This is a genomic window from Nevskia ramosa DSM 11499, assembly GCF_000420645.1.
In the GTDB taxonomy this organism is placed as follows: domain Bacteria; phylum Pseudomonadota; class Gammaproteobacteria; order Nevskiales; family Nevskiaceae; genus Nevskia; species Nevskia ramosa.
Map to the genome: position 1 here is coordinate 283,185 of NZ_ATVI01000009.1, position 13,949 is coordinate 297,133.

The window sequence follows — 13,949 nt, forward strand, 5'->3', positions numbered from 1 at the left end:
GCGGCGATCCTAGCAAGTGCCTGCTGCGTGGTTGGTTGGGGCTGTAGCTGGCGGACAGCGCTCGTACGACGAGGTTCCTGGCGAGTCTTCGAGGCTGGTTGCCAATTGCCGATCGGGTCTGCCACTTATCGACATTTCATGATCGTAAATTGATCTAATAAGCCGAATCTTTATTCGATAGTATCGCGGCGTCTTTCGAACTGAACGCTCTGTCTCGTGTCCGCTTTCTCGCGCTCGCTATTGCTCCTGCCTTTGTTCGCCGTGCTGGCTGCCTGCCGGCAGGCGACGCCGTCTTTGCCGGCGATCCAGGTCGAGATCAGCCATGTCGTGGGTGCGGTGCCGCTGGTGATCGGCGAAGCGCTGACCACGCCGGCCGGCGAAACCCTGAGCGTGAAGCGGCTGCAGTACTACCTGTCGAACCCGCGTCTGCTGAAGGCCGACGGCAGCTGGCAGGCGCCGCCGCAGGATCTGCAGTCGCCCGACGGTTACTACCTGATCGACGCGGCGAAGCCGGAGACCACGCACTTCCTTTTGCCGGCGGCACCGGCCGGTGAATACAGCGGTGTCGAGTTCACCATCGGCGTCGATGAAACCCGCAACGGCAGCGGCGCGCAGACCGGGGCGCTAGATCCGGCACACGGCATGTTCTGGACCTGGGCGACCGGCTACATCCATTTCAAGCTCGAAGGCACGTCGCCAGCGTCGCCGGAAGCCGACCACACCGTCACGCTGCACCTCGGCGGCAACGGGCTGCAGCGCACCGTGTTCCTGCCGTTCGCACCGAAGCCGGTGCGGGTCTCGGCCGACATCCAGCCGACCGTCCATCTGCATGCCGATCTCGCCGCCTTCCTCGGCGGGGCAACGCCGCTGAAGTTCGCCGAGCAGCCACTGGTGATGCAGGCGAAAGACGGTCTGCCGCTGGCGGATCGTCTGGGTAGCTTGCTGAGCGTCGATCACATCCATCACGAGCCAGCCGGCGCGCCTCATCGTCCATGAAGCCTCGCCTGGTGCCGCGTCGCAGCGCCGGCAGAGTCGCCTTGCTCGCGGCGCTGCTGCTCGCCGTGTTCGGCGGGCTGGCCTTGAGTGCGCGTGGCGGCGTCGAGCAGCTGGTCGACTATCTAGCTCTCCAGCGCACGCCGAGCTTCACCGTGCCGGCCGGCTGGCCGCAGCCGGTCTATGACTTCCGCAACAACCCGATTACCGATGCCGGTTTCGCTCTCGGCCGCCAGTTGTTCTACGACCCGAAGCTGTCGCGCGACGGCACGATCGCCTGCGCCAGTTGCCATCAGCAGTTCGCGGCGTTCGCGCACTACGATCATCCGGTCAGCCACGGCATCCGCAATCAGAACGGCAAGCGTAATGCGCCCGGTCTGTTCAACCTCGCCTGGCAGCCGCAGCTGATGTGGGACGGCTCGGCACATCACCTGGAAATGCAGCCGCTCGGGCCGCTGGTCAATCCGGTCGAGATGGACCAGAACCTGCCGGACCTGCTGACCAGGCTGCGCGCCGATGCCGAGTACCCGGCACGCTTCGCCGCGGCGTTCGGTACGCCGGACATCGACAGCCAGCGCCTGCTGCGCGCGCTCGCCCAGTTCACCGGCACGTTGGTGTCGGCCAACAGTCGCTACGACCGCTACCGGGCCGGCGATACCGATGCGCTGAGCGTCACCGAACAGACCGGCCTGGCCAGCTTCCGCGCTCACTGCGCGAGCTGCCACACGGAGCCGTTGCTCAGCGATTTCAGCTACCGCAGCAACGGTCTCGATGCCGAACCGAAGGATCCGGGCCGCTCGACCATCAGCGGTCGCGACGAAGACCGCGGCCGTTTCCGCGTGCCGAGCCTGCGCAATCTCGGCCTGACGCCGCCGTACATGCACGATGGTCGCTTCGACACGCTGGAGCAGGTCGTCGAGCATTACCGCAGCGGTGTCGTCGACAGCGCGGCACTTGATCCAGCACTGCGCGGCGGTATTCAGATCGACGACGGCGAGCGCGACGCGCTGCTGGCCTTCCTGCGCACGCTCGACGATCCCGCCTTCGTCCACGACATCCGCTATGCCGATCCGGGAGCGCGTCGATGAAGACGATCCTGCGTCTGCTGGCCACGCTGTGCCTGATGACTGCACTGGTGTCGCAAGCCCATGAGGGCCACGAGCACGAAGAAGCCGAGACGGAAGCTGCCGTGCCGGCCGTAGTCCGCGGCGCGCGTCTGGCGCTGAGCACGCCAAGAGTCGAACTGGTTGCCGTCCGTACTGCCGATGGCGCGCTGAACATCTACGCCGACGACTACGCGAGCAATGCGCCGCTGGCCGGCGTCGCGCTTCATGTGCGCATCGGCACTCGCAGCCTGCAGGCCGCCGATGTGGCACCGGGCAGCTGGCTGATTCCGGCCGCTCTGCTGACGGACGACGACCAGCCGCCGACGCATTTCGAGCTGCGCGGCAACGGCTGGACGGAAACGCTCGAAGGTCGTCTGCCGGCAAAGCCGGTGGCTACTGCTTCTGCTGAAACCCGTAGCGGCGGCGATGGCGGCGGTCTTGTGCTGGTGTTGCTGCCGTTGCTCGCCGTGCTGGCCTGGCAGCGCCGCAGCACTCCGGAACGGGGCTGAAGCGCGATGTTCGCCACCATCCTCAACACAAGTCTGCGCAACCGCGTGCTGGTCCTGGCGCTGGCCCTGGTGCTGGTCGCGGTCGGCCTGTATCAGGCTGGACGACTGCCGGTCGACGTACTGCCGGATCTGACCCGGCCGACCGTCGCCGTGCAGGTCGAAGCCGCCGGCCTGGCTGCCGAGGATGTCGAGACTCAGGTCAGCTATCCGCTGGAAACCGCGCTCAGCGGCCTGCCGGGCATCACCCGGCTGCGCTCAGTGTCGAGCGCGGGTATCTCCATCGTCTACGCCGAGTTCGACTGGGAAGCCGATCTGTATCGCAGCCGCCAGCTGGTGGCCGAACGGCTCGATGCGGCGCGCAGCCAGTTGCCGACAGGGCTCGCGCCACGGATCGGTCCGCCGACGTCGTTGATGGGCGAAATCCTGCTGGTCGCCTTGCAGGGCGAGGGCGTGTCTCCGCAAGCGCTGCGTGATCACGCCGAATGGACCTTGCGGCCGGCCTTGCTGGCGGTGCCCGGCGTCGCCCAGGTGCTGGCGATCGGTGGCGAGATTCGCCAGTACGAAGTGCAGCCGGACCCGCAGCGCTTGCGCCAGCTCGGCGTCACCTTGACCGAACTCGAAACCGCACTGCGCGGCCACGGCCAGAACCTCGGTGCCGGGTTGGTCGAATCCGGTGGTCGCGAAGTGTCCTTGCGCAGCGTCAGCCGGCCGTTCGATTTCGAAGCGCTGAATCAGGTCGCCATCGCCCAGCGCGGCGCGGCGGTGATCCGGGTCGGGCAGGTGGCCGATCTGGCGGTCGGTCATCGCTATCCGCGTGGCATGGCCGGCGCCAACGGCCACCCGGCGGTGATCGTCGCGATCCAGAAACAGCCGGGTGTCGACACGCTGGCGCTGACTACGGCCCTTGAAGCGCGGCTGGCCACGCTCGATGCCGGTCTGCCGAAAGGCGCGACCCGGCTGACCGTGTTCCGGCAGGCCGATTTCATTCGCCACTCGGTCGGCAACGTGCTCGATGCGCTGCGCGACGGCGCGGTGATCGTCGCCATCATCCTGTTCGTGTTCCTGCTCAGCGGCCGCGCGACCCTGATCGCGCTGACCGCGATTCCGCTGTCGGTGCTCGCCGCGATCCTGGCCTTGCAGGCGCTGGGGCTGTCGATCAACACGATGACCCTGGGCGGTCTGGCGATCGCGGTCGGCGAGCTGGTCGACGATGCGGTGGTCGGCGTCGAGAACGTTGTTCGTAGATTGCGTGCGCAGCGGCTGACCGGGTTGGCGCTGGTCCGAGCCGTGGGCCTGGCGACGCTCGAAGTGCGCTCCGGCATTCTCTACGCGACCCTGCTGATCGTGCTGGTATTCGCGCCGCTGTTCGCGCTTGGCGGCGTCGAAGGCCGGCTGTTCGCGCCGCTCGGCATCGCCTACATCGCGGCGATTCTCGCCAGCCTGGTGGTGGCGATCACGGTGACGCCGGTGCTCTGCGTGCTGGCCTTCGGTGATGCCGCGCGGCTGCCGGTGGAGCCGCGCTGGCTGGCGCGCCTGAAGGCTTTCTACCTGCGTCTGCTGGAACGGGCCTTGGGGCGGGCGAAGCTGATGCTGGTCGCCGTCGCCGCCATCCTGGTGCTGACCGCCGTGCTGGCGCTGCAACTGCCGCGGGCCTTCCTGCCGCCGTTCAACGAAGGCACCTTGACGGTGAACCTGATCGCCGCGCCCGGCATCGCATTGACCGAATCCGATCGCCTCGGCCGCATCGCCGAGAAGCAGATTCTGGAAGTGCCGGAAGTCACCGCCGTCGGCCGCCGCACCGGCCGCGCCGAGGCCGATGAGCATGCCGAGGGCGTGCATTACTCCGAGCTGGATGTGTCGCTGCGCGAGGGCGGCCGCTCGCGCCGCGAGATCGCAGCCGATATCCGCAACCGGCTGTCGGCGCTGCCGGCGGCGGTGTCGATCGGCCAGCCGATTTCGCATCGTCTCGATCACCTGCTGTCCGGCGTTCGCGCGCCGCTGGTGGTGAAAGTCATCGGTGACGATCTGCCGACCCTGCGCCGCCTCGCCTCCGAAGTGCAGGCGCTGCTGGCGAAGCTGCCGGGGCTCACCGATGTGCTGGTCGAGCCGCAGGTCGATACGCCGCAGTTCGATGTCCGCATCGATGCCCGCGCGGCCGCCGAAGCCGGCGTTGCTCCGGCACGCGCGCAGGCGGCGCTCGCAGTGCTGGTCAATGGCGAAATCCTGTCGCAGATCGTCGAAGGCGAAAGCCGTCATGCGCTGGTGCTGCGTCTGCCGGAAGCGGGGCGACAGCCTGAAGCCTTGAAGTCGCTGCTGATCGACGGCACGGCCGGCCCGGTGCCGCTGAGCTGGATCGCCAGCCTGAGCACCAGCGCGGCGCCGAACCAGATCCTGCGCGAGCATCTGCGGCGCAGGGTCGCGGTGACCGCGTTCCCGGCCGATCACGGTTTCGAGCAATCGGCTGCCGAGGCGCGCGAGCTGTTGGCTGGCCTGAGCCTGCCGCCGGGCTACGTGCTGAGTCTGGAAGGGCAGGCGGCCTCGGCGGATGAGGCGACGCGGCGCATCGGCGCGCTGGCCTTGCTGTCCCTGCTGCTGATGGCGGCCGTGCTGCATGCGCGCTACGGCTCGCTGCCGCTGACCCTGATCATTCTCGGCAACGTGCCGCTGGCGCTGGTCGGCGGCGTGCTGGCGCTCAGCATCACCGGTACGCCGCTGTCGATCGCCAGCCTGGTCGGTTTCGTGACTCTGGCCGGCATCGCGGCGCGTAACGGCATTCTGAAGATCAGCCACTACCTGACGCTGGCCCGCGACGAGGGCGAAGTGTTCGGCACCGCGCTGGTGCTCAGAGGCTCGGCCGAACGCCTGACGCCGGTGGTGATGACCGCCCTGATCGCAGCGCTCTCGCTGATGCCGCTGATGCTCGATGGCGCGGCACCTGGCAAGGAAATCCTTCATCCGGTGGCGCTGGTGATCTTCGGTGGCCTGCTGTCGTCGACGTTGCTCGACAGCTTCCTGACGCCGCTGCTGTTCCTGCGTCATGGCCGTACGGCGACAGAAGCCGCTGCTGTTTGGGCGGAGCCATGAGTGCGGCGCCCTTATCGCGTTTGGTTAAAAGCAAATAACCTAATTTTTATAAGTCATGTCAGTTCGGTATTTCCTTATGCCCTTCAAATGCATATGGAATGCTGCAAATGATTGATCCTTAAAACCTTACAAGTTCCCTGCGGGAATAAATGATCTATTCGGAACCAGCGATCGGAAGGTTTACGCCGTTTACGATACAGAGGCTTGAATCATGGCGGTATTTCTGTCGCAAAAATACAGAAATGAAGGTCCGCGCAGGTTTGGGAAACTTCGAGAAAGATGCTTTTGAGAGATCACATTGATATGGGAGATGTTCACGTGAAACAAGCGATACCACACCGGCGCAAGCTGGGCAGCGTGGCTACCGCGATCGCGATGACGACAGTCGTCGCGTTTGCCGGTGTTGCGCCGTCCCCGGTTGAAGCTGGACCGCTGACCAATCTGCTGGGCGGAGGCGGCACCGCGACTGGCACCACCCAGGACGACGGCCCGCTGAAGAAACTGCTCAGCCCGCGCGACAACACGCCAGCCGCCGGTGCACCGGCCGCGATCAACAAGTACACGAACAAGGTCATTCCGAACGGTTCGGTGTTGCTGGTCTGGACCGGTGACGGCTGCTCGACCCCGGTTTGCAACCCGCAGACCAGCCAGGACTTCATGGCCGTGCTCGATGCCGAGCCGAACTCGACGACCTACGGCAACGTGATCTGGACCGCCGAGCTGCCGAAGGTGATCCTGTCGAACATCCTGCCGGGCGGCCCGCTGGGCGGCGCCTCGTCGGATTCGCACAACGATCCGCATCACATGCTCAGCTACACGTCCTACATCTCGGGCGGTGGCGACGGTCTCACCAAGGGTCGCAAGTACCAGTTTGCTGGCGGCGTCATCTCGAAGAACGTGTTCCGCTTCGACGTGACCTCGGTCCGCTCGATCGGCAAGGCCGACCTCGCGGTCTGCGGCACGCAGGTGCGTCGTTCGTCGCTGACCGATGATTTCGTGGTCATGCCGTCGACGACGGGCAACCACAAGATCCTCTACACCTACATGTCGAACTACGTGTACGGGCCAGGCGGCTCGGTCACCGAAATCGAACCGGATCGCGTGGCGCCCACCCTGCTCGGAACCTGCCTGGCCACAGCCCCTGCCGTGCTGCCGCTGCTGGAATCGGTACAGGTCGGCGGTCTGATCGGCAACATTCCCGGTCTGATCACCGACGACACCAATCTGCTCGGCCACACCGGCATCACCGAATACGGTGCCGCCGTGCGTGCCAACCAGCCGCGCAACCCGACCAACTACACGAGCTACCCGGATCTTCGTCCGCAGCGCCGCTACAACCAGGGCGTGTTCTATCTCGGCAATGACGATGTCGGCATCGAAGCGCTGCCGCACGGCATGGCGCTGACCTATGACGGTAAGTACCTCGTGTCGTCCGACTACGCCGTGGCGGCGTCGATCGGTGCCTCGGCCATCAACGGTGCGCTGATCGGCATCTGCAACCAGGGTGGTGGTTCCAATGGCGATCGCGCGGCGGGTCCGCTCGGCGTCTGCGGTTCGACCTTCGGCAGCTCGGTGCGTGTCTTCGAGACCAGCGGCCGCTACAAGCGTGGCAACACCCGCGATTCGCTGAAGGAAGCGAACGTGTACGACTCGAACCCGTATGTCCGCTCGGTTTCGGCCGTGCCGGATGGTCCGCGTGAAGAGTTCGTGCTGTTCCACGAAGAGAACGAAGGCCTGATGCCGTTCGGTCTGCCGCACCAGTCGCATCACTGCAAGAACCAGAAGGGTTGGGTCGACAACGGTGATCCGAGCTATGACCGTGCGATCACGCCGGCTGGCCTGGTAGCCAACGCGAACTCGGCGGTCGATATCGAAGACTGCTCGCCGACCAGCCCGGAATACGTGCCGCATGACGGTGCGTTCTCCGGCGCCATGTGCGGCGGTGTTCTGTACTACAGCCCGGACATCCGTCTTTCCGGCAAGCAGACCAACGTGTTCGGCGGCAAGGGTCCTTACTGGCGTGCGGTCTATGACGTTGGTCCGTGCCCGGGTGTTTCGTACTTCAACCTTTCGGACGACGATCGCTTCCTGATCCAGCCGATTGCCGGTATCGAAAGCCCGGCGTCGATCGATCCGGCCGGTGCGGCGGAATTCGATCGTGACTATCCGCGTGAACACAGCCGTCGCGTGCTGACCGTGGACATCCGTCCGCTGCTCGCGAAGGGCCGTGCCAACACGCCGGCCACGGCGATCAAGTGCGACTTCCCGCCGCCTGACCGCGCTCGTCTGTCGAAGAGCTCGCTCGGTGCTGTCGCAACGCGTGCTGATCTGTCGGGTGGCATCTCCGGCAAGTTCAACATTCTCAAGCACAACAACGAAGCCGATGACTGCCCGCGTATTCGCGGCGCCGTTGGCCAGTTCGAGAATGGCCCGACTGGCCTGGGCAGCCCGACGACCTTGTCGTCGAACAGCACCCAGCGCGGCGTCGGCTATGTCCGCGAAGCGCAGCTGATCCAGGAAGTGCTGGCAGTGAATCTGGGCGGCATTCTGCTGGATGGCACCAAGACCGGCGGCGAACCGTCCGGTACGGGTGGCACCCCTGGCAGCGGCAACCTCAACAGCCTGCAGAACATGCACACGCATGGTGGTCCGCATTTCACGGTCATCGACCGTGTCGGCTATCAGAAGACGCCGAGCAATGAAGGCGGCTACATGGATCTGACCCCGAAGGACAATGGTTCGGGTCTGGGCGTGCCGCGTGATGCCGTGGTTGGCGGCGCACCGGCACAGGGCGTGCAGCGTTACGCCTTCATCCAGTACTTCGTCGAACTGAACCATGTCCCGGGTCCGGGCACCGGTTCGGATGGCGATCGCACCATTTGCGTGGGCAAGTACGACCGCCGCACCGGCGCCACCGTGCTCGACACCAGCTTCACCGATGAGCTGCTCGGCACGCCGTGCATCGACTTCGACTCCGCTGCCCGTGACGACTGGTACTGGCCAGGCGCCCGCGGCAAGAAGGGTACGGCGAAGCCGCATGCCGCGGTGTTCGAGCGTGACGGTGCTGCGCTGTTCGGCCCGGGCTACTACCCGGCCGCGCCGCTCGATCTCGATGGCTCGAAGTAAGTGATGTCTCCTTCCCCCGTGCTTTACGGGGGAAGGCAGGGAAGGGGGCGGTTGGCCGCAGCGCATAGGTCAACCGCCCCCACCCAACCCTCCCCCGCGTGCGGGGGAGGGCTTCTTTTATTGACCGTTACTGGAGCACCACAACGATGTCGCAGTTGCCAAGTTCCCGATTCAAGCGTGCGTTCGTCGCCGCCAGCTTCTTTGCTGTTACCGCTGCTGTTGTGCCGGTGTCCGCCGACCAGAAATCTGCCCAGAACTCTGCCTCGTCGCCCGATGGCGGTCTCGCCGTCGATGTCACCGTCAACGGCCGTCCCATTACCCGGAATCACATCACCCTGATGGGTTCCAATTTCACCGAAGACAAGAAGGCGCCAGGGCCGGAAGCCCAGGCTGCTGCCCGTCTCGAACTGATCACCCAGGAAGTGCTTGCCCAGGCCGCCCTCAAGGAAGGCCTCGACAAGCAGGGCATCGTCGCCGACCAGATCGCGTTCCAGGAACGCTCGATCCTGTCGCGTGCCTACCTCGAGGATTACTTCGCGAAGAACCCGGTCACCGATGAATCGCTGAAGGTCGCCTACGACGCCAACGTCGCCAGCGGCAAGATCGTCGAGTACAAGGTGCGCCACATCCTGGTCAGCGATCTGTCGCAGGCCGACGCGATCATTGCCCGCCTGAACAAGGGCGAGGATTTCGTTGCCGTCGCCAAGGTCGAAACGCTCGATCCAGGCGGCCAGAACAACGGCGGTGATCTCGGCTGGTTCCGGCCGGACATCTTCGTCGACAGCAACTTCGCCAATGCCGTTGTCGCGCTGAAGAAGGGCGCCATCAGCAAGGATGCGGTACGCAGCCGTTTCGGCTGGCATGTGATCAAGGTCGAGGATGGTCCGCGTCCGGTCGCCAATCCCGGCAAGTTCGACACGCTTGACGATCCGATCAAGAGCGCACTGCGCCAGCGCGCCGTGCAGGCCAAGCTCGAAGCGGTGACCGCTGCCCTGACGGCGAAAGCAAAGATCGCCGGCCCTGGGCTCGCAGCGACCACGCCGGCCGGCAGCAAGGGCAAGAGCGCGCCCTGATAGCGCCCCGGGCGTTGCAGATACAACGCCAGAAAGACCATAAGCCAGAAAGACATAAGAAATTTCGAGGAAGACCACCGATGATTCTCAACAAGACCGCATTCCCATTCGCGCTGGCCGCCTCGCTGCTGCTGTCGGCCTGCGCCCAGCAGGCGGCGAAGCCCGAGGCTGCCGCTGTCGCCGCAGTTGATCCGGCCACCACGCCGCCGACGCTCGATACGCTTGAAATCGCCAAGCTGTCCGCCGAGGACCGCATCGGCCTGACCGTGCACTTCGCGCGCATCGGCGATCTCGATGGCCTGAAGCGGATGCTCGACGCCGGCGCCGACGTCAACGGCCGCGACACGCTTGACCAGACGCCGCTGATCGCCGCCGTCAGCCAGGATTCGCTGCCTGCCGTCGAAGCGGTGCTGAAGCGTGGCGCCTCGGTGGACATCGTCGACAAGGCGGGCTGGTCGCCGCTGCACTTCGCGACCTTCTTCTCCGCCGACACCACGGTGATGAAGGCCCTGCTCGATGCCGGCGCCAACGTCAACGCCCAGAACGACCGTGGCATTACCTCGCTGTACTTCGCCGCCGCCACCGGCCACGAAGCGCAGGTGAAGTTCCTGCTCGAACACGGCGCCGATCGCTCGATCGCCTCGAAGGCGGGCTGGACGCCGCTGCGCATCACCAAGGTCAAGGGCATCGAAAGTGTTGCCAAGCTGCTTGATCCGGAAGGTAAGGGCGAGGCCGCGCCGGTGAGCAAGGCTGACGTGCCGGCATCGAAGACGACCGGCGGTTCCTGAGTTTCCGATGCAGCCGCTTCGGGATCGTGTCGTGGCTGTGCTGCCGAGCTTGTTGTTGGCGCTGACCGCGGCTGCGCCGGCCGCGTTGCTGGCACATGAAGGCCATGAGCACGAGGAGCCGCACGCGGTAAGCGCGCCTGGGCCGGAGGCCAGCCATCCGCTGCCTGTGCCGGCGGCCTCCGCTGCGGTGCCTGGCTTGCCGGCGCGGGTGATCGCCGATCCGCGGCGCACCCTGGTCGTGGCGGCACCTCAGGCTGGTGCCGTGATGGCGCCCGCGGGTGGCTTTCCGCTCGCCGGCCGCTTGCTGAAAGCCGGTGAAGTGATCGCGCGGCTGCAGCCCACCGTAGCCCAGCCGGTACGCCGTGATCTGGAACGGCAACTGGCGGATGCCCATCGCGATACCGGCATCGGCGCTCTGCAGATCGATCGCTATGGCATCGAAGTGCATAACTTCGATGTCGCGCTGCCGACCCAGACCTTGCAGATCATCACCGACTATCACGCTGCTCAGGCGCGTCAGTCGCAGCTGGAGCAGAGCCTGTCCACCAGCATCGACATCGCCGCGCCGCGTGGCGGCCGCCTGCTCAGAGTGGAAGCGGCGAGCGGCCGTCAGTACGCGCCGGGCGAAACCCTGTTCGTGGTCCAGGCCGATGACGGTCTGGCGATCGAAGCCCGCTACGTCGACACCGATCTCGTTGCACCCGAACAGGCTGTGGCGCTGCTCGACGATGGCCGGCAACTGCCGCTGCGTCGCCTGAGCAGCGGCTACGACAGCGCACAGCGGGCGCAGGTGGTGCGCTATGCGCCGCTGGCGCATGACCCGCTGCTGCAGGTCAATCAACGCCTGCGTCTGCTGTTCGTGCAGACGCTTGCGAACAGCGCTGTTGGAGCCGTGCATTGAACCTCCGGCGCATTGCCGCGATCTCCGGCGTTCTGCTGCTCAGCACCGTGGCGCTGGCCCATGACGGCGAAGTGCATCGCGATCCGGCCGATGCCGCAGGCACGGTGCCGACTGCGCCCGTCGATCGACCGCAGCGTCTCGCCGACGGCAGCCTTCAGATTTCCAAGCCGATGCAGCGCCTGCTGAAGCTGCGTACCGAGCGCTGGTCGTCGACGAGCCTTGCCAGCGTGCAGACGCTGGTGGCAGAAGCGCGACCGCAACCCGAGTTCGCACTCGATGTGGTGGCGCCCGAGCGTGGCCGGCTCGAAGCTCCGGATGGCGGCTGGCTACAGCCGGGGCAGGCGGTCAAGACCGGTGACGTGCTCGCCTGGCTGCGCCCGCAACTGACGCAGCAGGAGATCGCCGATCGCCGCGCCAAGATCGCCACACTCGAACAGCAGCTGGTGATCATCGACGTCAATGTCGAGCGCCAGCAGATGCAGAGCGATGCGACGGTCGCTGCGGGCGGTTCGGCAGGCGGCAATATCTGGATCGAGAAGTACCTCGCCGATCGCGATGCGATGCGCGCCAATCGCGATCTGCTGGCGCAAAGCCTGTCCGATCGCCTGCCGCTGCGTGCCGCCGTCAGCGGCCGGGTGCTGTCCGTGCCGATCTCACCCGGCGCGATCGTCGAAGCCGGTCAGCCGTTGCTGCGACTGGCCGATCCGAATGCCGTGCAGTTCGTCGTCGTTCATCAGCAGGCTGGTCTGGCCGGGCGTATCGCTGCGGCTCATCTGGCAAATGGCCAGACGCTGCGCCTGCGCGGCGAAGAACCGCTCGCCGATGGCAGCGGCTGGCGCCTGCGTTTCGATGCGCCAGCGAGCGCAAGCCAGCTCGCCTCAGGCCAGATCGCCAGCCTGCGCGTCAGCCTGAAGCCGCTGCCGGGAACCGTGGCAGTGCCGCCGGGTGCCTGCGTGCGCAGCGATGAGGGCGGCGGCATCGTCTGGGTGCATCGCGAAGCCGAACGCTACGAAGCGCGCAAGCTTGCATCATGCAATGGCGACGGTGTACCAGCAGCAACACTGGCGCTGGTCGACGGTGACCGCATCGTCACCGAAGGGGCGGCGCTGCTCAGTCAGTACCGCTGAGGGCGAATCACCGCGTTCTGCGCGGTGATTCGCCGGGGTGACGGTGCAAGGGTCCCCTAGGCCTTGGAGGCCGCCCGCGCCCGCTCGACGTCAGGGCTCAGATAGGTTCCCTCGGGAATCTCGCCAAGGCGGGACGAATGAAGCTGCTCGGTCGTGCAGCCGTAGAACTTCTGGAACTTCATGATCAACGGGCTCCACTTGTCGGGATCGATGCGGTCGGTCGTTCCCGCCATCAGCAGTTCCGGGTGCACGTGCACGCGCTGGATGCGGACCTCGAACACCTTGATCCCGACCTTCCACATCGGATCGTCGGCCATGAACCCGTTGGTGGCTGACAGCACCGCTTCCATCTGCACCGGGCATTCCAGCGCGCGCGGCGGCTGAACCGTTTCGCTGGGAACCGGCGTGAGCCCGGAGATTTCCCATTTGCTCTTCTCGTGGGTGTAGTTGCGCATCTGCTTGGCGGCCGGCACGGGATTGGATCCGGTCAGGCGAGCCAGTCGATCGACGTTTCCAACCTGCGCCGGAGACGGCAGATTGAGCACGCACTCGCCGGTTCGAATCAGGTTCTCGGTGTTCTTCGAACTCGCGTCGAGCCCGAGCATGCAGCGCCACCCGAGCCAGAACGCCGAGGACATCGGCGCGAGATTCGAGGTGCCGTCCTCGTTCGTCGTGCTGATCAACACGACGGGCGTGCCCCAGTAAAGAATCGCCGGCTCGACGCTGATGGTCTTGAGGTGTGTTGCATTCATGGAAAGGCATCCGCTGTGGTGAAGGTTTCACCAGTCTGCGATCGCGAACGCGGCAACTCACTCCGAATCTTGCTGCGGTATTCGTCGAGGGTGCGCGCCCGGGGGCAACCTCCTTTGAAAGGCCTCAAGCATGATCAAACTTGGGTGCTCTGGTGTGGGGCCGGTTTCAGCCGAGACTGTGTGAAAACGTGGTGTGAAGTTTGCTGATTGTTATTCCGTCATTGTCGTGATGGAGTTGCCGATGAAGCGATTCATCGAAGGTGAGGATCGGTCTCAGAGTGTGCTGTTTCCTGAGCGACTCGATGACTACATTGGCGAGGACAACCCGGTTCGCGCTATCGATGCATTCGTTGAAGAGCTCGATCTCGCCGCTCTCGGCTTCGAGGGCGTACACGCCGAGGAGACTGGCAGACCCGGTTACCACCCGTCGACGCTGCTGCGGATCTACATCTACGGATACATGAACCGCATCCAGTCGAGCCGGCGTCTG

The 13,949-nt window shown here is 65.5% G+C and carries 11 protein-coding genes; 10 read left to right on the forward strand and 1 reads right to left on the reverse strand.

Features of this window, described 5'->3' with window-relative positions:
- The first annotated feature begins 216 nt into the window (after positions 1 to 216).
- From G513_RS25100 to G513_RS0116565, 9 genes are all read left to right on the forward strand, one after another.
- Positions 217 to 996 (forward strand): MbnP family protein, encoded by a 780-nt coding sequence (locus tag G513_RS25100; RefSeq protein WP_156891752.1) that lies wholly within the window; start codon positions 217 to 219, stop codon positions 994 to 996.
- Entirely contained in the window at positions 993 to 2,081 is a 1,089-nt protein-coding gene (locus G513_RS0116530; RefSeq protein ID WP_022977975.1) for a cytochrome-c peroxidase, read from the forward strand. The genes G513_RS25100 and G513_RS0116530 overlap by 4 nt, the downstream gene beginning before the upstream one ends.
- Positions 2,078 to 2,608, forward strand: coding sequence for a hypothetical protein (locus G513_RS0116535; protein WP_022977976.1), 531 nt, complete (start codon positions 2,078 to 2,080; stop codon positions 2,606 to 2,608). The genes G513_RS0116530 and G513_RS0116535 overlap by 4 nt, the downstream gene beginning before the upstream one ends.
- A gap of 6 nt (positions 2,609 to 2,614) precedes the next feature.
- Positions 2,615 to 5,692, forward strand: coding sequence for an efflux RND transporter permease subunit (locus tag G513_RS0116540; RefSeq protein ID WP_022977977.1), 3,078 nt, complete (start codon positions 2,615 to 2,617; stop codon positions 5,690 to 5,692).
- A 318-nt stretch (positions 5,693 to 6,010) separates the two neighbouring features.
- Entirely contained in the window at positions 6,011 to 8,818 is a 2,808-nt protein-coding gene (locus tag G513_RS0116545) for a hypothetical protein (protein ID WP_156891754.1), read from the forward strand.
- A 146-nt stretch (positions 8,819 to 8,964) separates the two neighbouring features.
- Entirely contained in the window at positions 8,965 to 9,891 is a 927-nt protein-coding gene (locus G513_RS23635) for a peptidylprolyl isomerase (protein ID WP_022977979.1), read from the forward strand.
- 80 nt (positions 9,892 to 9,971) lie between these two features.
- Positions 9,972 to 10,679 (forward strand): ankyrin repeat domain-containing protein, encoded by a 708-nt coding sequence (locus G513_RS0116555; protein ID WP_022977980.1) that lies wholly within the window; start codon positions 9,972 to 9,974, stop codon positions 10,677 to 10,679.
- 7 nt (positions 10,680 to 10,686) lie between these two features.
- Positions 10,687 to 11,580, forward strand: coding sequence for an efflux RND transporter periplasmic adaptor subunit (locus G513_RS0116560; protein ID WP_022977981.1), 894 nt, complete (start codon positions 10,687 to 10,689; stop codon positions 11,578 to 11,580).
- Positions 11,577 to 12,707: an efflux RND transporter periplasmic adaptor subunit gene (locus G513_RS0116565; protein WP_022977982.1), complete on the forward strand. Its 1,131-nt coding sequence runs from the start codon at positions 11,577 to 11,579 to the stop codon at positions 12,705 to 12,707. Before G513_RS0116560 ends, G513_RS0116565 begins: the two co-directional genes overlap by 4 nt.
- A gap of 56 nt (positions 12,708 to 12,763) precedes the next feature.
- Here the strand turns inward: G513_RS0116565 and G513_RS0116570 are convergent, their stop codons facing one another.
- On the reverse strand, positions 12,764 to 13,459 hold the full coding sequence (locus G513_RS0116570) for a flavin reductase family protein (protein ID WP_022977983.1): 696 nt from the start codon (positions 13,457 to 13,459) through the stop codon (positions 12,764 to 12,766).
- Between the two features lie 241 nt (positions 13,460 to 13,700).
- Here G513_RS0116570 and G513_RS0116575 point away from each other — a divergent pair.
- On the forward strand, positions 13,701 to 13,949 hold a 249-nt coding region (locus G513_RS0116575; RefSeq protein ID WP_169560474.1), incomplete at its 3' end, for a transposase.

Bases quoted from the DNA above. Each gene is read 5' to 3' on its own strand.
- G513_RS23635 (WP_022977979.1), top strand. From the start codon at position 8,965: ATGTCGCAGTTGCCAAGTTCCCGATTCAAGCGTGCGTTCGTCGCCGCC.
- G513_RS0116560 (WP_022977981.1), top strand. From the start codon at position 10,687: ATGCAGCCGCTTCGGGATCGTGTCGTGGCTGTGCTGCCGAGCTTGTTG.
- G513_RS0116555 (WP_022977980.1), top strand. From the start codon at position 9,972: ATGATTCTCAACAAGACCGCATTCCCATTCGCGCTGGCCGCCTCGCTG.
- G513_RS0116530 (WP_022977975.1), top strand. From the start codon at position 993: ATGAAGCCTCGCCTGGTGCCGCGTCGCAGCGCCGGCAGAGTCGCCTTG.
- G513_RS0116540 (WP_022977977.1), top strand. From the start codon at position 2,615: ATGTTCGCCACCATCCTCAACACAAGTCTGCGCAACCGCGTGCTGGTC.
- G513_RS0116535 (WP_022977976.1), top strand. From the start codon at position 2,078: ATGAAGACGATCCTGCGTCTGCTGGCCACGCTGTGCCTGATGACTGCA.
- G513_RS0116570 (WP_022977983.1), bottom strand. From the start codon at position 13,459: ATGAATGCAACACACCTCAAGACCATCAGCGTCGAGCCGGCGATTCTT.